At 72.0% G+C, this 22,124-nt stretch carries 1 protein-coding gene; it reads right to left on the bottom strand.

The features are described from left to right. Positions 1-71: 71 nt before the first annotated feature. Positions 72-22,004: a non-ribosomal peptide synthase/polyketide synthase gene (locus OG504_RS43765; protein WP_405994732.1), complete on the bottom strand. Its 21,933-nt coding sequence runs from the start codon at positions 22,002-22,004 to the stop codon at positions 72-74. Positions 22,005-22,124: the final 120 nt, after the last annotated feature.

Here is a 22,124-nt window from a genome sequence, read left to right as displayed (position 1 = left end):
TCGGGGGTTCCTTGCCTCTCTGATGCGGTCGGGTGGGCAAATGCGGTTCGGTCAGGGCTTGTTCGGGGTCGTCAGGACTTGTCGAGTACGGCCGCTCGTCGTACGACCGCTTCCAGCGCCCGGAACCAGGTGCGGGCCAGGTCCTGCACCTGTTCCTCGGTGAGGAGTTCGGCGGCGTACGCCCAGTGGGCGCTCAACTCCGGGCCCTCGGGGCGGTCTTCGGTGATGGCGTTGAGGGTCAGGGCGTGGGACATCGGCTGACCGGAGTCGGCGTCGAGGTCGGCGGCGTCGTCCTCGGGGGCGTAGGACCAGTCGGCTGCCGCCGGGCGGTCGAAGCGGCCCATGTAGTTGAACTCGATCTGCGGCTCGCCGAGTTGGGCGAGACGCGCGCCCGTCTCGGGGTTGAGGTGGCGCAGCAGGCCGTGTCCGATACCGGCGGTGGGCAGCGCGGTGAGGTGCTCGCGGACCCGGGCCAGGGCCGCGTCCAGCGCGGGTCCGTCCGTGACGGCGTCCGCCAACTCGGCCTCGCCCGGGTCGAGTCGTACGGGCACGACGCTGGTGAACCAGCCGACCGTACGGGACAGGTCGGCGTCGCCCGCGAGTTGCTCCTCACGACCATGGCCCTCCACGTCCACCAGTACTGGCCCGCCTTGCTGTTCGGCACCCAGGGTGCGGGTACGCCAGTCGCCGACCGCCAGTGCGAACGCGGTGAGCAGTACGTCGTTGACGGTGGCCCCGAACGCGGCCGGGGCCCGGCTCAGCAGCGGGCCGGTGACGTCGGCGGGCAGGGACACGGAGACGTGGCGGGTGGTGGCGACCGTGTCCCGGGCCGGGTCGAGCGGGCGGGCCAGCGGGAGTTCGGCGCCCTCGGCGAGGGCGGAGGTCCACCACGGCAGCTCGTCCTCGGTGGCCGGGTCGGTCGCGCGGGTTCCGAGGAGTCGGGACCAGCGGCCGAACGACATCTCCACGGGGGCGAGTTCGGGTGTGCCGCCGCCCCTGACCGCTGCCCAGGCGGTGGCCAGGTCGGGCAGCAGGACGCGCCAGGAGACACCGTCGATCACCAAGTGGTGGACGAGGATGAGGAGTCGGCCGGGCTGTCCGGGTCCGGCGTCGAACCAGACCGCCCGCACCATCACCCCCGCGTCCGGGTCCAGCCCGGCCCGGGCCGCCTCAGCGTGGCGGGAGATGGCCGCGCGCAGTTCGTCCTCGTCCGCCCCGCGCACGTCGGCGCAGGTGAGCCAGGTGCTCACGTCGGTGTCGCGTGTGGCCGGTACCCGCAGCAACCACTGGGGCTCACGGACGAGTTGGGCCCGGAGCATGTCGTGCCGGTCGGCGAGTGCCGTGAGCACGGTCAGCAGGCCGGGTCCGGTCAGGTCGGCCGGGGTCTGGACCAGCGCCGCCTGGTGGTAGGCGGCGATGGGTCCGCCGCGCTCCAGCAGGCCGCGCATGATCGGGGTGAGCGGGACGGCGCCGGTGCCGTCGTCGTGGACGGCGTGCCGTTCGTCGGTGCCGAGCGGGACGGCAACAGCGGCCAGGGCGGCGACAGTTCGGTGCTGGAAGACCTGCCGGGGCGTGACCCGCAGCCCGCCGGCGCGTGCTCGGGCGACCAGTTGCATGGCGACGATGCTGTCACCGCCGAAGGTGAAGAAGTCGTCGTCCGTGCCGATGGCCTCGGCGGGCAGTCCGAGGGCGTCCGCGAACAGGTCGCGGAGGGTGCGCTCGGTGTCGCCCGAAGGGGCCCGGCCGCCGCCCTGCGCGGTGAAGTCCGGTGCGGGGAGGGCGGATCGGTCGAGTTTGCCGTTGGACAGCAGCGGCAGCCGGTCGAGGACGACCACGGCGGCCGGGACCATGTAGTCGGGCAGCGCGGAGGCGGCGTGGGCGCGGAGTTCGGCCCCGTCAACCTCGTCGGCGACCGCGTAGGCGATCAACTGCCGTATGCCGGGCCGGTGTTCGCGGGCGACGACGAAGGTCTGCGTGACAGCCGGGTGGGTGTCCAACGCGGCCTCGATCTCGGCGAGTTCGATGCGGTAGCCGCGGATCTTGACCTGATCGTCGGTGCGGCCGGCGAACTCCAGTTGGCCGTCCTCGGTCCAGCGGGCCATGTCGCCGGTGCGGTACATGCGCCGGCCGGGCTCGGTGGCGTACGGGTCGGCGACGAAGCGTTCGGCGGTGAGCTCGGGCCGACCGAGGTAGCCGCGGGCCAGGCCCGGTCCCGCTAGGTACAGCTCCCCTGTGACGCCGGGCGGTACGGGGCGCAGGGTGGTGTCGAGGACATAGGCGCGGGACTCGTGGACCGGCCGTCCGACGACCGGGGTGGCGCTGTCGCGGACCCGGCCGACGAGCGCGTCGACGGTGGCCTCGGTGGGGCCGTAGAGGTTGAACGCCTCGGTGTCCTGGAGCGCGGCCAACCGCGCCCACAGCGACTCGGGTACGGCCTCGCCGCCGAAGCCGACCACGGAGAGCGGGCAGTCGCCCTCGTCCCCGATCAGCCCACTGTCCGCCATCTGCGCGAGCAGCGACGGGGTGACCTCGATGAAGTCGATGCCCCGGTCGCGGATGAACGCGGCGAGGAGTTCGGGGTCGCGGCGGGTCTCGTCGTCGGCGATGTGCAGCGCGTGCCCGTCCAGCAGCCACAACTGCGGTTGCCAGGAGGCGTCGAAGGAGAACGACCAGGCGTGCCCGACCCGCAGCCGCCGAAGTCCGGTGCGCCGCTTGGCGACTTCGTGCAGGTCGTGCCGGTGGCTGTGGAAGAGGTTGGCGATGCCTCGCTGGGTGACGACGACGCCCTTGGGGCGGCCGGTGGAGCCGGAGGTGTAGATGACGTAGGCGGGGTGGTCGGGGCCGGGGGCGACCGGTTCGGCCTCCGGCAGTCCGTCGGTCGGGGCGTCAAGTCGCAGGACCGGGATGGTGGTTGAGGGCAGCGTGGCGGCCGTCTCCTCCGTGGCCAGGATCAACACAGGGCGGGCGTCGTCGAGCATGCCGGTGAGGCGCGACTCGGGGAGGTCCGGGTCGAGGGGGAGGTAGGCGGCGCCCGCCTTCATCACGGCGAGGATCGCCGCGATGTGATCGGCGGTGCGGGGCAGCGCGAGGGCCACGATCCGCTCGGGTCCGACGCCGTGTCCGGCCAGGACGCGGGCCAACTGGTCGGTACGGGCGTCGAGTTCGGCGAACGTCCAGGTCGTACGGCCGTCGGTGACGGCGACCGCGCCGGGATCTGCGGCGGCCTGCGCGACGAACAACTCCGGTACGGTACCGAGCCGTTCGGTCTCCGATGCGGGGAGCGCGGTGTCGTTCCAGGTCTCCACGACGGTGTGCCGCTCGGTGGGAGCGAGCAGGTCGAGACGGCCGACGGGACGGTCGGGCTCGGCCGCCATGCCGGTGAGCAGGGCGGTCAGGGCGCCCGCGATCCGTCGTACGACGGCCGGCTGGAAGAGGTCGGGCCTGAACTCGGCGGTGAGCCGCAGCCGTTCGGCGGGCTCGACGGCCCACGCGAACGGGTAGTGGGTGGAGTCCTCGTGGTCGCGGACGGTGACGCGCGGTCCGTCGCCGCCCTCTTCGTCGTCGGCGACCGGGTACGACTCGAACACCACGAGGGTGTCGAAGAGTTCGCCGAGTCCGGCGGCCCGCTGGATGTCGGCGAGGCCGAGGTGCTGGTGGGCGATGAGCCGGGACTGCTCGTCCTGGAGCCGGTCGAGAAGTGCGGCGGTGCTCTCCTGCGGGCGGACCCGTACACGTACGGGGATGGTGTTGATGAAGAGGCCGATCATCGACTCGGCGCCGGCGAGTTCGGGCGAGCGACCGGCGACGGTGGCACCGAACACCACGTCGTCCCGGCCGGTGAGCCGCCCGAGCAACACGCCCCAGGCGGCCTGGACAAGGGTGTTGACGGTGACGCCCTGGCGGCGCGCGAAGGCCTCCAGCTCGGCCGTGCGGTCCGGGTCCAACTCCACGGTGTGGGTGGACGGTACGACGGCAGCCCGGTCGGGGTCGACGGGCGCGAGCCGCGTCGGCTCGGCCAGTCCGCCGAGGGCCTCGGCCCACGCGGCGGTGGAGACGGCCGGGTCCTGCGCGGCCAGCAGCCGCAGATGCGCACGGTACGGGGCGGGCGTGGCCGGGGTACGGCCCTCGTAGCGCGCCCACAGTTCGGCGGTGAGCAGCGGCAGCGACCAGCCGTCGAGCAGGAGGTGCTGGTGCGAGAGCACGAGCCGGTGCCGGTCCGGGCCGAGCCGGGCCAGCAACAGCCTGAGCAGCGGCGGGTGTTCGGGGTCGAAGCGGCGCCGTTCCTGGACGAGCAGGCGCTCCCACTCCTCGGGGTCGTCCGCCAGGTCGAGCTGCCGCCAGGGCAGTACGGCCGTACGCGGTACGACGGCGACGGGCCGTCCGGAGGACAGGTGCCGGAAGCCGCTGCGCAGGTTCTCGTGCGCGTCGAGCACGGACTGGGCCGCGGTGTGCAACCGGTCGGCGTCCAGAGGGCCTTCGAGGTCGTAGGAGACCTGGACGGTGTACACGTCCGGTCCGTCGTCGCCGGAGTCGAGGGCGGCGTGGAAGAGCAGGCCGGCCTGGAGCGGAGAGACGGGCAGGACTTCGGTTCCGGCGGGCAGGGCGGCCAGTTCGGCGCGCTCGTCGTCGGTGAGGTCGAGCAGGGTGACGTCGTCGTCGCGGTCAGCGGTGACCGTGGTGGCGGTCACCGTGGCGAGCCCCGCCGCCGACTTGTGGCGGAACACGTCACGCGGGCTGAAGGTGAGCCCGGCGGCACGGGCCCGGGCGACCAGCTGCATGGCGACGATGCTGTCGCCGCCGAGTGAGAAGAAGTCGTCCTCGACACCGACGCGTTCGAGACCGAGCACGTCCGCGACGAGGGCACAGAGGGCCTCCTCCAGCGGTGTGCGCGGCCGGGTGTCGGTGACTTCGGCGGCGAAGTCGGGTGCGGGCAGGGCACGGCGGTCGAGTTTGCCGTTGGGGGTGAGCGGAAGGGCGTCGAGGGTGACGACGGCGGCCGGGACCATGTGGTCGGGCAGCGACTGGGCGGTGTGGGCGCGGAGTTGAGCCGGGTCCACAGCGCCCTCCGCCACGACGTACGCGACGAGGCGTTCGTCCCGCAGGATGACGGTGGCGTGCGCGACGCTCTTGTGGGCGGCCAACACGCTCTCGATCTCGCCGAGTTCGATGCGGAAGCCGCGCAGCTTGACCTGGTCGTCGGCGCGGCCGAGGTACTCCAGTTCACCGTTCCGGGTCCAGCGGGCCAGGTCGCCGGTTCGGTACATACGGGCGCCGGGCTCGGTGGCGTACGGGTCGGCGACGAAGCGTTCGGCGGTCAGGGCGGACCGGCCCAGGTAGCCGCGCGCCAACTGGACGCCCGCCAGATACAGTTCGCCGGCCACACCGGGCGGTACGGGGCGGAGTCCGGCGTCGAGGACATAGGTACGGGTGTTCCACACCGGGCGGCCGATGGGCACGGTGGCCGGGTCGGCGGGGACCTCGTGGGCGGTGACGTCGACGGACGCCTCGGTCGGGCCGTAGAGGTTGTGCAGCCGGCTGCCCGGGAGGACCTGGTGGAAGCGGGCGGCCAGCGGGGCGGGCAACGCCTCGCCGCTGCACATGACTTGGAGCAGGTCGGTGCAGTCGGCGGCGCCGGGCTCATCGAGGAAGGCGCGCAGCATCGACGGTACGAAGTGGGCCGTGGTGATGTGCTGACGCTGAATCAGTTCGGCGAGGTAGACCGGGTCCTGGTGGCCTTCCGGGCGGGCCACGACGAGCGTGGCGCCGGTGATCAGAGGCCAGAAGAACTCCCACACCGACACGTCGAACCCGGCCGGGGTCTTCTGCAGCACCCGGTCGTCGGCGTCGAGGCGGTACGTGTCCTGCATCCACAACAGGCGGTTGGTGATGCCCTGGTGGGGGACGGTGACGCCCTTGGGGCGGCCGGTGGAGCCGGAGGTGTAGATGACGTAGGCGGGGAGCCGGGGGTCGTGGGCGGTCGGCAGGGGTGCGTACGCGGGGTGGTCGGGGGCGCCGTCCGCGTCCACCGTGACGGTGGCTACGGAGCTGTCCGGGAGGGTGACGCCCTCGGCGGTGATCAGGCAGACCGGCCGGGCGTCGGCGAGCGTGTACGCGAGCCGTTCCGCCGGGTAGCCGGTGTCGAGGGGCAAGTAGGAGGCGCCCGCGCGGTGGACCGCGAGGAGGGACACCACGAGGGCGAGAGAGCGGGGCAGCGCTACGGCTACGACGGCCTCGGCCTGGGCCCCCCGCGCGGCAAGCGTGTGAGCCAACCGCTCTACGCGCAGGTCGAGTTCGGCGTAGGTGAGAGCGGTGTCCTCGAAGACCACCGCCGTGGCGTCGGGGGTGCGGGCGACCTGGGCGCGGAAGAGTTCCGGGAGGGTGAGGTCGGGGACGGTGCGGGCGGTGTTGTTCCAGTCGGTGAGGACGAGGGCGCGTTCGTCGTCGCGCAGGACGTCGAGTGCGCCGATACGTCGGTCGGGTTCCGAGGCGACCTGAGCGAGCAGCAACTCAAGCCGCTGGGCGAGGAGTTCGGCGCTCGACTCGTCGAAGAGGTCGGCGCTGTACTCGATCCAGCACCGCATGCCGTTCTCGCCCTGCTCGACGAAGTCGAAGCTGAGGTCGAACTTGGCGCCCTGCTGGCCGAGTTCCTCACGGCGGGCGGTCAGTCCGGGCAGGGCGGGGGTGGCGCCCTCGTCGTCGAGGTGGACGACCATCACCTGGAAGAGCGGGTGCCGGGCCAGGGAGCGGGCCGGGTTGATCGCCTCGACCAGGCGCTCGAAGGGCAGGTCCTGGTGCTCGTAGGCAGCGAGGTCGGTGTCCCGGACGCGGGTGAGCAGGTCGGCGAACGTGGGGTCGCCGGACAGATCGGTGCGCAGGACAAGGGTGTTGACGAAGAAACCGACGAGGTCTTCGAGCTGTTCGTCGCCTCGCCCGGAGATGGGTGCGCCCAGCGGGATGTCGTCTCCGGCGCCGAGCCGGTGCAGCAGTGCGGCGACGGCGGCCTGGGTGACCATGAACATGCTGACGCCGTGGCGTCGGGCCAACGCGCGCAGCTCCCGTGTCCGTTCGGCGTCCAGCGTCAGGCCGATCGCACCGCCCTGGTGACTGCTCTCCAGCGGGCGGGGGCGGTCGGTGGGGAGCGCCAGTTCGTCCGGCAGGCCCGCCAAGGCGTCCTGCCAGTACGCGAGTTGACGGGACTGGCGGCTGTCGGGGGCGTCGGGATCGCCGAGCGCCTCGCGGTGCCAGAGGGCGTAGTCGGCGTACTGCACGGGGAGCGGCGCCCACGCGGGTGCGTGTCCCTCGCGGCGGGCCTCGTAGGCGGTGGCCAGGTCGCGCCACAACGGACCGTCGGACCACTGGTCGCCGGCGATGTGGTGCAGCACCAGCAGCAGGACGTGCTCGTCCTCACTCACCTCGAACACGTGGGCGCGGACGGGGAGTTCGCGGTCGATCTCGAAGCCTCGCGCCGCGGCCTCGGTGAGGCGGGCGGGCAGTTGGGTCTCCGTGACGCGGCTGTGGTGGAGGGGCACGGAAGCCTCGTCCAGCACTACCTGGTGGGGGCGGCCGTCCCGTTCGGGGAAGACCGTGCGCAGGCTTTCGTGCCGTACGGCCAGGTCGTCGAGCGCGGCGGACAGGGCGTCCCGGTCGAGCGTGCCGGTCAGGCGCCACGCGGCCGGGATGTTGTAGGTGGCTCCCGGCCCCTCGATGCGGTGCAGGAGCCAAAGCCGCTGTTGGGCGTAGGAGAGCGGGAGTTCGTCGGGGCGGTCGGCGGCGACGAGGGCGGGCAGTCCGCCGGCCCGGTCGTCCAGGCGGGCCGCGAGAAGCGCGGGCGTGGATGCCTCGAAGACGGTACGGACGGTCAGGTCGGCGCCAAGTACCGTGCGTACGCGGCTGACCAGGCGCATGGCGAGCAGGGAGTGGCCGCCGAGGGTGAAGAAGTCGCCGTCGGCGCCGACGCGTTCGAGGCCGAGCACGTCACCGAAGAGCCCGGCGAGGATCTCCTCACGCGGACTGCGGGGCGAAGTACCCGCATCCGTACCAGCGTTGCTCGTGAAGTCGGGGGCGGGCAGGGCTGCGCGGTCGAGCTTGCCGTTGAGGGTGAGGGGAAGCGCGTCGAGCGTGACGAAGACGGCCGGGACCATGTGGGCGGGGAGGACGGCGGCGGTGTGGGCTCCGAGTGCCGCCATGTCCCCGGCCGGCACCACATACGCGACGAGGCGCTGCTCCCGAACCACCACGACCGCTTGGGCAACGGACGGGTGCGCCGTCAACACGCCCTCGATCTCGCCGGGTTCGACGCGAAAGCCGCGGACCTTCACCTGGTCGTCGGTGCGGCCCAGGTACTCGACCGTGCCGTCGGCGTTCCAACGGGCCAGGTCACCGGTGCGGTACATGCGGGTGCCCGGGGCGCCGTACGGGTCGGCGACGAACCGCTCGGCGGTCAGGCCGGGCCGGTCGAGGTAGCCACGCGCGAGCTGGATGCCCGCGAGGTACAACTCGCCCGGGACGCCGGGCGGTACGGGGCGCAGGCCGGCGTCGAGGACGTAGGTGCGGGTGTTCCAGACCGGGCGGCCGATCGGAACGCCCTTCGCGTCGGGGCCGATCTCCACGGCCGTCACGTCGACCGAGGCCTCGGTGGGGCCGTAGAGGTTGTGGAGTTCGGCAGTGGTCAGGACGTCGTGGAAACGGTGGGTGAGGGCGACGGGCAGGGCCTCGCCGCTGCACATCACTCGGCGCAGGCCGGTGCAGTCGGCTGCGGCGGCTTCCTCCAGGAAGAGTTGGAGCATGGAGGGCACGAAGTGGACGGTGGTGACGTCCTGTTCACGGATCAGCCCAGCCAAGTAGGCCGGGTCCCGGTGGCCTTCGGGCCGGGCGATTACCAGGGTGGCGCCGACGATCAGCGGCCAGAAGAACTCCCACACCGACACGTCGAAGCTCGACGGCGTCTTCTGGAGTACCCGGTCGGCTGCCGTCAGACCGTACGCGTCCTGCATCCAGAGCAGCCGGTTGACAATGCCCTCGTGCGGAACGACGACGCCCTTGGGGCGGCCGGTGGAACCCGAGGTGTAGATGACGTACGCCGGGCTCGACGGGTCGTAGGACGTGGGGAGTTGGCCCTCGGGGCCAGTCGGCAGGGTGTCGCGGATGACGTACACCGGGCGGGCGTCCTCGACCATCAGGGCGAGGCGGTCCTCCGGGTAGTCGGGGTCGAGCGGGAGGTAGGCGGCTCCGGCGCGGTGGACGGCGAGCAGGGCGACGACGAGTTCGAGCGAGCGCGGGAGGGCTACGGCCACGGTTCGCTCGGGGCCCGCACCCAGCGCGGCCAACACCCTTGCCGTGCGCTCCACTTGGGCGTCCAGCTCCGCGTACGTCAGTTGCTGCCCCTCGAAAACGAGGGCCGTGGCGTCGGGGGACTTGGTGGCCTGGGCGCGGAAGAGTTCCGGGAGGGTGGTGGACGGGACGACGTGCTCGGTGTCGTTCCACTCCCCCAGGACCAGCGCGCGCTCGGCGTCCGCCAGAAGGTCGAAGTCCCTTACGGCACGGTCGGGTTCGGCTGCCGCCTGGTCCAGCAGGCGCGCCATGCGACCGGCGATTCGTTCGGCTGTCGACACGTCGAAGAGGTCGGTCGCGTACTCCAGGAGCAGGACCACCCGGTCACTGCCCGTCTCGTCGACGAAAGTGAAGTGCAGGTCGAACTTCGCCATGCCGGTGTCCATGTCGAACCACTCGGTCGCGAGGCCGAGCACGTCCGGATCGCCGTCGGGGCGGTGGTGGTAGCCGAGCATGACCTGGAAGAGCGGGTTGCGCCCGGCCACGCGGGGCGGGTTGAGGGCCTCGACGACCCGGTCGAAGGGCAGGTCCTGGTACTCGAAGGCGGCGAGGGACGACTCCCTTACCCGGCCCAGGAGTTCGCGGAAGGTCAGCTCGTCGCCGGACACATCCGTGCGCAGCACCAGCGTGTTGACGAAGAAGCCCACCAGGTCGGCGAGAGCCTCGTCGGTGCGGCCGGCGATCGGTGCGCCGAGCGGGATGTCCTCGCCCGCGCCGAGCCGGTTCAGGAGTGCGGCGGTGGCTGCCTGGAACAGCATGAACATGCTGGTGCCGGTGGCACCGGAGAGGTCGCGCAGGGCGTGGCCGGTGGCGGTCGGGAGTTCCAGGCGGACCTTGCCGCCGTGGCCGGTCGGTTCGGCGGGGCGAGGTCGGTCGGTGGGCAGGGCGAGTTCGTCGGGCAGACCACGCAACGCGTGGGCCCAGTGGGCGAGTTGGGCCTCGCCGGTACGGGCGAGGAGGTCGTCCTGCCAGAGGGTGTGGTCGGCGTACTGCACCGGCAGCGGGGCCCACTCGGGCGCCCGTCCCTCACGGCGGGCCGCGTAAGCGGTGTCGAGGTCGGCGAGGAAGGGGCGGTCGGACCACTCGTCGGTGGTGATGTGGTGCAGGACGACGGCGACGACGTGCTCGTCCGGACCGAGCCTGAACACCTCGCACCGCAACGGGAGTTCGGTGGTGAGGTCGAAGGGGCGGCGCTGGGCGGACTCGATCAGCGCGGGCAGGTCATCCTCCGCGCAGTCGAGAACCGTGAACGACACGGCCACATCTTCGACCGGGACGATCCGCTGGTACGGCTCGCCCTCGTGCGTCGGGAACACCGTCCGCAGGGCCTCGTGGCGGCCGGCGACATCCCTCAGCGCGACGGTCAGCGCCTCGGTGTCGAGGGTGCCGCGCAGTCGGAAGACCAGCGGGAAGTTGTAGGCGACACCGCTGCCGGTGATCTCCTCGACGAGCAACAGCCGTCGCTGGGCGGCCGACAGCGGGATGCGCTCGGGCCGTTCGGCGACCGGGGTCACCGCTGGGCGGGCCGGGCTCGCCTGGTCGGCGCGGCCCGCGAGCAGCGCCGGGGTGGGGGCCTCGAAGAGGTCGCGGATGGCGAGTTCGGCGCCCAGTTCGGTGCGGGCGCGGCTGACCAGTCGGGTGGCGAGGAGTGAATGGCCGCCCAGGTCAAAGAAGTTGTCCTCGGCGCCGACCTCCGGCAGACCCAACACCTCGGCGAACAGGCGGCAGAGCACCTCTTCCTGTGGGGTGCGCGGGCCGCGTCCGCCGCCGAGGGCGACGGCGGGTTCGGCGTCGGGCAGGGCACGGACGTCCAGCTTGCCGTTGGCGTTCATGGGCAGGCCGTCGACGGTGACGAAGGCGGACGGGACCATGTAGTCGGGCAGCTCGCGGCCCAGGTCCTCGCGCAGCCGCCGTACCAGCGCGCTCGCCTCGCGGGCGGCGGTGGGGTCGTTGGCATAGGGGTGCGTACCGCCGCCGGGGCGGAACAGGCCGCCGGTCAGGCGTAGTTCGGCGGACTTCAGGAAGACGGCGTCGTAGGTCCCTGCCTCCCTCGACCAAGTGGTCAGCACCCGATAGCCGGCCGCCGTACCGAGTTCGTGCAGGTGCTCGGGGTCGACGCCGGACTCGGTCGTGCGGCCGTCGGGTATGCCGGTGAAGCGGAGCGCCTCGGGGTGTTCGCCGCGCGGGCGTTCGGTGGTGGCGCCGGTCGCGGACCAACCACCGCGCAGGAGCTCGCCGATCGCCTCGGCCGACGACCAGTCGCCCCGCAGGAGTTCGCCGATGGTGTTGCCGGTGGCCCAGTCGACGGAGGGGGCGTTGTCCAGGCGTACGTCCGGCTCGTCGGCGTAGAGGACGACGTCGTAGCGGTGGCGGGACAGTTCGTTGTGGTGGTGGGCGCGCTTGGTGCGCAGGTCGACGCCGTAGCCGAGAGTGGTGAAGTAGTCGGGGTCTACGAGGAGTTCCTTCTCCAGGCGCAGGCCGCGTTCCACCGCCCGCTCCAGGTCCGCCTCGGCGGTGCCCCGGGTGCGCTGGATCTCGGTGTGGAAGGTGTCGGCGAGGCGCAGGTTGCGGACGTCGCCGACGAACAACGCGCCGCCGGGCGCGAGCAGTTCCATCGCGCCGTGCAGCACGGCGGTCAGGTGGTCGATGCTCGGGAAGTACTGGATGACGGAGTTGATGACGATGGTGTCGAAGTAGGCGAACGGCAGACCGCTCAGGTCCTCGGCCGGGCGGCAGCGCAGTTCGACCTTGGAGGCAAGGGCCGGGTCGCGCCGTACTTCCTCGCCGATCTTGCGAATGACCGGCGCGGCGAAGTCAGTTGCCCAGTACGCCTCCGCGTCGGGGGCGAGCCGGGACAGCAACAAGCCTGATCCGACGCCGATTTCGAGGATGCGGCGGGGCTTGAGGGCGCCGATGCGGGCGAGGGTGGCCTCGCGCCACTCGTGCATCTCCTCGAAGGGGATGGGCTGTCCGTCGTAGGAGCTGTCCCAGCCGTCGTACTGCTCGGTGAAGACGGCGGTGCCGATCTCCTCGTACTCGTCGGAGTAGATCTCCTGCCACTCCCCCACCTGCGCGGCCTCGGCTGCGGTGCGTTCGGCGGAGTCGACGCCGGAGGGGACGACGTAGCCGACGAGGCGTTCGTCGCGGACGACGACGGCGGCCTGGGCGACCAACGGGTGGCGGCTGAGGGCGGTTTCGATCTCGCCGGGTTCGATGCGGTAGCCGCGGATCTTGACCTGGTCGTCGGTGCGGCCGAGGAAGTCGAGGTTGCCGTCGGGGTCGCGACGCACCAGGTCGCCGGTGCGGTACATGCGTTCGCCGGGTTCGCCGAACGGGTCGGCGACGAAGCGTTCGGCGGTCAGCGCGGGGCGGTCCAAGTAGCCGCGGGCCAGGCCGATTCCGGCGATGTACAGCTCGCCGGGTACGCCGTCGGGCACCGGGCGCAGCCAGGCGTCGAGGATGTGGGCGCGGGTGCCGCGGATGGGCTTGCCGACGGTCGGGGTGTCGCTGTCGAGGGTGCCGCCGCCGAGGGTGTTGATGGTGTACTCGGTCGGCCCGTACAGGTTGTAGCCGTACGTCCCCTCGGTGTCGCGCAGTGCCGTCCACACCGTCTCGGGGACGGCCTCGCCGCCGAGGAGAACCAGCGGCGGGACGTGGCCCTCCAACAGGCCCTGCTCGATGAGGAGTCGGGCGTAGGTGGGGGTGACGTTGACGACGTCGACGCGGTGCCGTTCGCAGTAGGCGACCAGCGCCTCGGCGTCACGCCTCAACTCCTCGTCGCAGACGTGCACTTCGTGGCCCTCGACGAGCCACAGCAGTTCCTCCCACGACATGTCGAAGGCGAAGGACACCGTGTGAGCGATGCGCAGGCGCCGCCCGCCTGCGGAGGCGATCGCGGGTTCGAAGATCTCCTTCTGGTGGTTCAACTGCATGTTCGTCAGGCCCCGGTAGGGGGTGACGACACCCTTGGGGCGGCCGGTGGAGCCGGAGGTGTAGATGACGTAGGCGGGGTGTTCGAGGCTGAAGCGGAGCCGGACCGGAGCGTCCGACTGGCTTGCCAACTCCCCCTTGATCGCCGGGTCGTCGAACAGGACGCGGGTCATCTCCCCGTCCAGCGTGGCGGATACGGCCGTGGTGCTGAGCAGGAGGAGCGGGCGGGCGTCGGCCAGCATCAGGGAGAGGCGGTCGGCCGGATGGTCCAACTCCAGGGGGAGGTAGGCCGCTCCGGTGCGCAGGACCGCGAAGAGGGCGACCACCATGTCGAGGGAACGCGGCAGGGCGAGGGCTACGACCTTTTCGGGGCCCGCGCCGCGGTCGATCAGCAGTCGTGCCAACCGGTTGACGGCGGCGTCGAGTTCGGCGTACGTCATGCTGCGCTCACCGAAGACGAGGGCGCGTTCGTCCGGGGTGCGTTCCGCCTGCGCGGCCAGCAGGTCGGCGATGGTGTCCTCGGGGTCGGGGACGCGGCTGGCCGCCGACTCCCGTCGTAGCGCCGCGTGTTCGACCGGAAGGAGCGGGTCGAGGGAGCCGACCGGGGCCGTGAGGTCGGCGGTGAGGCGGTCGACGAGAAGCGCGAAACGGTCGAGGAGGGCCTGGGCGCGCTCAGTTGGGACGAGGTCGGGGCGGTGGGTGAGGGTGACGGCGATCTCGCTGCCCGGGGTGATGACGAGGTTGGCCGGGTAGTGCGTGGCGTCGACGTTGGCGACGGCCGTGGCGCCGTGCCGGGTCTTCAGGTCCGCCAACCGCTCCTCGGTGTCGTTGTTGCGCAGCACGAACAGCGTGTCGAAGAGCTTGCGGTGGCCGGTCTCGGCCTGCAGCACACCGAGACTCAAGTGCTCGTAGGGCATGAGGTCGAGGCGTTCACCCTGGACGCGGCGGAGCAGGTCGAGGACCGGCTCTGCGGGGTCGAGGGCGATGCGGGTCGGGACCGTGTTGAGGAACAGGCCGATGATGTTGCCGACGTCCGGGACCTCGCTGGGGCGGCCGGCGACCGTCGTACCGAACACGACGTCGGCGCGGCCGGTCGCGGAGGCGAGGGTGAGTCCCCAGGCCGCGTTGAGGATCGTGTTCAGGGTCAGGCCGTGGGCCGGGGCCAACTCGCGGAGCCGGTCGCCGAGTTCGGCGGACAGGTGTACGTCGAGCTGGTCGGGGATGACCGGTTCGAGGCCGTCCGTGGCGGTGGGCGCGAGCAGCGTCGGCTCCTCGAGACCGGCGAGCGCGGTACGCCAGGCGGCCGTGGCGACCGAGTCGTCCTGCTCCTCCAGCCAGGTCAGGTAGTCGCGGTAACTGCCCGGTACGGGAAGGGCGTTCGCGTTGCCGCCCGTCTCGTAGAGCGCGAACAGTTCGTCGAGAAACAGCCAGGCCGACCAGCCGTCCCAGAGGATCAGGTGGCGGCCGATGACGAGCCGGTCGCCGCGTTCCGCGCCGAGGCGGAGCAGCAGCAGGCGGAAGAGCGGGGGTGCGGAGAGGTCGAAGCGGCGGTTGCGTTCGGCGTCCGTCAACTCCCGGAGGAGTACGTCCTGTTCGGCGGCGGGGAGGAGGGTGAGGTCGACCTCTTCGAGGGGGATCTCCGGGTCCTCGACGATGAACTGCACCGGCTGGTCGAGGCCGTCGCTCGTGAAGCCCGCGCGCAGGCCGGGGTTGCGGTCGAGGAGGGTGCGGACGGCGGCGCGCAGCCGGGTGGTGTCGAGGCGGGTCGCGAAGTCGAAGGTCTCGTGGACGGTGTAGACGTCCAACGCGCCCTCGTCGTACGCCGAGTGGAAGAACAGGCCCTCCTGGAGGGGGGCCAGCGGCCATACGTCGGCGACCTCCGCCGGGGCGGCGACGGCGCGGACGCGGGTGTGCTCGGCTTCGGTGAGGGTGAACGCCTCGACTCGGTTGCTCGGGGCTGCCGTTGCAGTGCCGGCCGCCGTCGCGAGGGCGGCCGGGGTGCGGTGCGTGAACACGTCGCGCGGGCTCAGCTCCAGGCCGGCCGCGCGGGCCCGGCTGGCGACGCCGATGGAGCTGATGCTGTCGCCACCGAGCCGGAAGAAGTCGTCGTCCGGTCCCGCGTCCTCGATACCTAGGACGGCCGCGAAGATCTCGGTGAGCTGCTGCTCCAACGGCCCCGCGGGCGAACGGCGTTCGGCGTGCTCGGCCTCGGGGGCGGGCAGCGCGGCCTGGTCCAGCTTGCCGCTCGGGGTGAGCGGAAGGTCGGCGAGGACGACGTACGCCTCGGGGACCAGGGGCGGGGGCAGCACGTCCGCGAGAGCGGCGCGCAGCTCGGCGGGGTCGAGCGTGGCTCCGGACGACGGCACCGCGTAGGCGACGAGCCGCTGGTCGCGGATGACGACGGCGCCCCGGGCCACCGCTGGGAGACTCGTCAACTCGGCCTCGATCTCGCTGAGTTCGACCCGGTTGCCGCGGAGTTTGACCTGGCGGTCGGTGCGGCCGACGTAGTCGATCGTGCCGTCGGGGCGGCGGCGCACGAGGTCGCCGGTGCGGTACATGCGGGTGCCGGGTTCGGTGGCATACGGGTCGGCGACGAAGCGGTCGGCGGTGAGCGCGGGGCGCCGGTGGTAGCCGCGGGCCAGCTGGACGCCGGTCAGGTACAGCTCGCCGGGTACGCCGTCCGGCACCGGGCGCAGGCACGAATCGAGCACGCGCAGACCGGTGTTCCACACAGGTCGGCCGATGGGCACGGTGGTGTCGGGCGCGCCGTCGTAGGCGTGGTACGTCACGTCGACGGCGGCCTCGGTGGGGCCGTAGAGGTTGTGCAGCGGAACGCCGGTCAGCTCGCGCCAGCGGTGGGCGGCGGACGCGGAGAGGGCCTCGCCGCTGCTGAACACGCGGCGCAGGCTGGCCGCCCACGCGGGGTCGGCGGTGACCTCGTCGGAGGCGAGGAAGGCCTCCAGCATCGAGGGCACGAAGTGCATCGTCGTGACGCCCTCGGCCCGGATCAGACGGGACAGATAGGCGGGGTCGCGGTGTCCGTCCGGCGCCGCGAGGACGACTGCTGCGCCCTCGCGCAGCGCCCAGAAGAACTCCCACACGCTCACGTCGAAGCTGGACGGCGTCTTCTGCAACACCCGGTCGTCTGCGGCGAGTTCGTACGCGCCCTGCATCCAGGCCAGTCGGTTGCCGATGGCTCGGTGGGTGACGACTACGCCCTTGGGGCGGCCGGTGGATCCGGAGGTGTAGATGAGGTAGGCGGGGTCGTCGGGGCGGGCGGGGTCCGGGAGTTGGGCAGACGGGGCGCCTTCTCCCCCTCCCGCTCCATCCACCTGCACCACGTCCAGGCCCTCGACCGACGGCAGCCGGTGCGCGTCCCGTTCCGTCGTGACGACCGTCGTCGCCCCCGAGTCGGCCAGCATGTACGCGAGCCGCTCCGCCGGATAGTCCAGATCGAGGGGCAGGTAGGCGGCCCCCGACTTGAGGACGCCCAGCAGTGCCACCATCAGCTCCGCCGAGCGGGGTACGGCGACGGCGACGAACCGTTCCCGTCCCACTCCCTCGGCCCGCAGTCGTACGGCCAACTCCTCGGCGCGGGCGTCGAGTTCGGCGTAGGTGAGGGCCGTACGCTCCACGTCCGTCGTGCCGTCGAAGACGATCGCCGTGGCGTCCGGAGTACGCGCGACCTGCGCGGCGAACGCGGCGGCGAGCGTGGTGGCCGGAACCGGCCGGGTCTCCCCCGCCGGGTGGGCCGAGGCCAGCTCGTCCGGCGTCAGCAGGTCGAGGTCCGCGACGCGGGCGCCGGGGTCGTCCGCCAGCGCGTGCAGGATGAGGGTGAGCCGGTCGGCGAGGGACTGCGCGGCGTCGGCGTCGAGGCGCCGGGCATGGTGCTTGAGGCGCAGGTCCAGGCGGCGACCGGGCTTGACGATGAGGGCCAGCGGATAGTGCACGGCGTCGTGGAAGGCGTGCCCGGCGACGGCGATCGTGCCGCTGGGGTCGGTGATGCCCGGGGCGCCCTCGCCACCGGGGTAGTTCTCGAACACCACCAGGGTGTCGAAGAGTTCACCGTCGCCCGCGTGCCCGGTGGCGCGCTGGATGTCGGCGAGGCCGAGGTGCTGGTGGTCGAGGAGCGCGCTCTGCTCGTCCTGGAGCCGGTCGAGCAGCCCGCCCAGGGTGTCGCCCGGAGCCCAACGCAGGCGGGTGGGCAGGGTGTTGATGAACAGGCCGATCATCGACTCGATGCCGTCGACAGCGGCGTCACGTCCGGCGACCGTGGTGCCGAACAGCACGTCCTCGCGGCCCGTCATACGGCCGACAAGCAGACCCCAGGCGCCCTGGACAAGCGTGCCGAGCGTGACTCCACGCTCACGGGCGCGGGCGGCTAGCCGAGAGGTGACCCGCTCGCTCAACTCGACGCGGATCTGGGCGGGTTCGACGGGCCCGGCAGGCGCCGGGGTCTCCACCAGTCGGGTCGGCTCGTCGACCCCGGCGAGTGCGGTGCTCCAAGCGGCTCGGGCGGCCTCGCGGTCGGCGCCGGCGATGCGGCGGAGGTAGCCGCGGTACGGGGCGGCTTCGGGGAGGGGGGGCGGGTTCTCGCCGTAGAGGGCAAGGAGTTCGCGGTGCAGGACCGGCAAGGACCAGCCGTCCGCGACGATGTGATGGAACGTCAGAACGAGTCGGCTGCGGTCCTCGCCGAAGCGGATGAGGGCGCAGCGGATCAGCGGCGGGCGGGCGAGGTCGAAGCGCTGGGCGCGTTCGTCGGCGGCGACGGCCTCGGCGAGGGTGCGGCGGACGGTGGTGTCGTCCTCTGCGGCCAAGTCCACTTCGCGCCAGGGCAGTTCGAGACCGGTGGCGATGAGCTGGACCGGGCGGCCGTCGGGTGTCTGGCGGAAGCAGGCGCGCAACGGGGCATGTCGGTCGATGAGCCGTTGGGCGGCCTCGCGGAGCAGGGTGCCGTCGACCGGTCCGGACAGTTCGATGACCTGCTGGACGACGTACGCGTCGAGTTCGGCGCCGTCGACGAGCGCGTGGAAGAAGAAGCCTTCCTGGAGCGGGCCGAGGGGCAGGGCCTCCTCGACGGTGACGGGGAACTCACCTTGTGCGAAGGCGAGTTCCTCCTCGCTCAGGTTCTGCCACGGGGTGGTGTCGTCATCGTCGGCCGTGCCCGTGCGGGCTACCGTGGCGAGTTCGGCGACCGTACGGTGCCGGAAGACGTCTCGCGGGGTGAGTTCCAGGCCTGCGCGGCGGGCCAGGATGAGGAGTTGGACGGCGACGATGCTGTCGCCGCCGAGCGCGAAGAAGTCGTCGTCGACGCCGACCGAGGGCACCTTGAGTGCCCGCGCGTACAGGTCGCACAGCAGGTGCTCGCGGGCCGTCTCGGGCGCCCGGCCCGCAGTGAGCAGGCGGGTGAGGTCCGGGACGGGCAGCGCGGCGGCGTCGAGCTTGCCGCTCGGGGTGACGGGCAGCCGGTCCAGCGGCACGAACGCGGCCGGGACCATGTAGTCGGGCAGATACTCCGTGGCATGCGTCCGCAGTGTCGACATCAGGGCGTTGACGTTGCGGAAGGGCGCGGGGCGGTTCGTGAGCGGGTGTCCACCGCCGGGAAGGTAGCGGACGAGCGCCTGCCCGGACCCCTCGGGTGCGAACACGGCGTCCAAACTGCCGTCCTCCGCACCCCCGTTCCAGGTCAGCGCCACCTCGTAGCCGTGCCGCGCGGCGATCTCGTACAGGGCCTCGGGATCCACACCGTACGGTCCGGCGGCCGGCCTGCTGCTGTCGGCGAGGGCGTCGAGCGCGGCGAGGTCGTCGGCGAGGCGGGAGTTGGGGATGCCGGTGATCCGCAGCAAGTCCCGGCTCCCGGCGAGCAGTTCGTCCAGCGCCTGTACCGAACCCAGCGCGGGCCAGGGCGACTCGGGCGTCTCCTCGGCGGCATCCGTCTGCGGTCGGAGCACAACGTCGTAGCGGTACCGGGTCAGTTCGTTGTGGTGCGTGCCGCGCTTGACGCGGATGTCGGCGCTGAGTCCGTCGAGGCTCGTGAAGTAGTCGGGGTCGACGAGGAGTTCGCCCTCCCAGGCGACAGCGCGGTCCACGGCGGCGCGCAGGGCTTCCTTGTCGTCGTCCTCCTCGTCCCGTGGCCGTCCACTCTCGACGGCCGCGCTCAGGGTACGGAGCAGTCGCAGGTTGCGTACGTCGCCGACGAACACCGCGCCGCCGGGGGCGAGTAGAGCAGCCGCGTCACGGAGTACGCCCGTGAGGTAGTCCCCACCGGGGAAGTACTGGATGACGGAGTTCACGACGACCGTGTCGAAGTGGCCCTCGGGCAGACCGGAGAGGTCGTGCGCGGGGCGCGCCAACAGGGTGACGCGGTCGGCCAGTTCGGGAACCGCGGAGACCTGGGCGTCCAGAGCGCGTACGGCTTCCTCGGAGAGGTCGGTGCCCCAGTACTCGTCGCAGTCCGGAGCCAGCCGGGACAGCAACAGGCCGCTGCCGACGCCGATTTCCAGGATGCGCCGGGGTCGTAGCGCGCGGATGCGGTCGAGGGTGGCCTCGCGCCACTCGCGCATGTCGGCGAGGGGGATGGGCAGCCCGTCGTACATGCTGTTCCAGCCGGCGAAGTTCTCCTCGAAGCCTTCCGATCCGGCGGCGGAGTAAAGGAGTTCGTGCAGGTCCTTCCACTCGGCCACCCCCTCGTCGGGACTCGCCTCGACGTCCAGCGAAGGCACGACGTAGGCGGCGAGGCGGCGTTCGCCGGGACGGTCCTCGCGGACGACGACGGCGGCCTGGTCGACGGACGGGTGGGAGCGCAGGACGGACTCGATCTCGCCGGGTTCGATGCGGAAGCCGCGGATCTTGACCTGGGTGTCGACGCGGCCATGGAACTCCAGGCGGCCGTCGGCCTTCCAGCGGACCAAGTCGCCCGTGCGGTAAAGGCGTGCGCCGGGGGCGCCGAAGGGGTCGGCGACGAAGCGTTCGGCGGTGAGGGCGGGGCGGCCGAGGTAGCCGCGGGCCAGGCCGGCGCCGCCGAGGTAGAGCTCTCCCGTGACACCGGCGGGGACCGGGCGCAGCCGGTCGTCGAGGACGTAGGCGCGGGTGCCGGGGTCGGGGATGCCGATGGGCACGATGGTGCCGGGCGGGGTGTCCGGGTCGCACAGGCCGAGGGTGGAGTTGGTGGTGGCCTCGGTCGGGCCGTAGGCGTTGAACATCATCCGGCCGCGCGCGTAGCGGCCGACCAGCTCGGGCGAGACGCGTTCCGTGCCCGCCAGCAGGGTTGCCCGGGGCGGGAGTTGGACGTCCTCGGGCATCGCGGCCAGGAGCGCGGGCGGCAGGATCATGAACGTGATGCCGTGCTCGTCGGCGTAGTCCGCGAGCGGGGCGCCGGGGACGCGGCGGTCGGCCGGTACGACGACCAGGCGGCCGCCGGAGAGCAGGCCGAGGCACAGGTCCCAGAACGCGACGTCGAAGCTGGGCGAGGCGAACTGGAGGACCCGGCTGTGCGGGCCGATGCCGAAGCGTTCCTGCTGGGTGGCGACGAGTTTCGCGACGCCCGCGTGGGAGAGGACGGTGCCCTTGGGGCGGCCGGTGGAGCCGGAGGTGTAGATCACGTAGGCCGCATGGGCGGTCGTCAACTCGTCGGCGGTGGAAGGGCCTTGGGTCGGGTACGCGGCCAGCTCGGCGACCGTTTCCGGGGCGTCGAGCACCAGCGGGTCGAGGTCCGGCGGGAGGTCGGGGGCGATCTCGGCGGTGGTGACGAGGCAGACCGGGCGGGCGTCGGCGAGCATGTAGGCGATGCGGTCGGCCGGGTAGTCGGTGTCGACCGGGAGATAGGCGGCGCCCGACTTCAGGACGGCGACCTCGGCGACGATCATGTCGGCCGAGCGCGGTACGGCGAGCGCGACGACCTGCTCGGGACCGGCGCCCCGGGCCACCAGGGCGTGCGCCAACTTCGAGGCGCGGGCGTCGAGTTCGGCGTAGGTGAGGCGGACGTCCTCGTGGATGAGGGCGATCTCGCCCGGACGGGCGGCGACCTGGTCGGCGAACATGCGCGGCCAGGTGAGCGCGGGGACGTCGTGCTCGGTGTCGTTCCAGCCGTGCAGGATGCGGTGCCGTTCGTCCGCGCCGAGTAGTTCGAGGTCGGCGACCGGGGTGTCCGGGCGGACGACGGCGTCGGCGAGGAGGGTGCCGTAGTGGCCGAGGACCAGGTCGACCGTGGCCGGCGAGAAGAGGTCGGTGCGGTAGTCCGCCGACACCTCGCCGTCGGTCACCGTGAGGGCCAGGTCCAGTGGGCCGGTCTCGTCCCAGGGGTCGGCGCCGAAGCCCGTGGCGCACAACAGCCCGCCGCTGCGGAAGGGTTCGGGGGCGAGCAGCCGTAGCAGATCGGTGGTCGGGAGGTGGTGCGCTACGGCCTCCTCTCGAACGGCCGTGATCTGGTCGCGGAGTTGGGCGAACGGGGTGTCGCCGTCGATCGTGACGCGGAGCGGGAGTCCCTCGTGGGCTACCGCCGTCTCGGTGGCCGTCGTGCCGCCGTAGCGGTGCAACAGGGTGACGAAGGCGGTGAGTTGGGTGGCCTCGTCGGCTGTCACGGCGAGGGGGGTCGCGCGTCGCGCGCGGGGCGCCGTGCCGTCCTGGCGTGGCGGACGGGGGAAGTCCAGCGGCAGGGACGTCTCCGGTACCGGTGACGCGAACCGCCGTCGCCAGAAGTCGTTCGTCTCCGTTGCCCGTGCGGAAGAAAGCGTGTTGCCCGCCACAGCTGCCCGTGCCTCCCCATGCGTATGGAACGGCTCAGCGGAGCCGCGACCGCTCGCATAGTAAGGTAAGCATTGCCTTACTTGATAGACCCACCCCGGAACCACAGGTCCACGTCACAG

Origin of the sequence: Streptomyces sp. NBC_00986 (assembly GCF_045162565.1) — a bacterium.
Lineage (GTDB): Bacteria > Actinomycetota > Actinomycetes > Streptomycetales > Streptomycetaceae > Streptomyces.
Note: the sequence above shows the minus strand (reverse complement) of the source record. Positions and strands in the feature narration are given on the sequence as shown.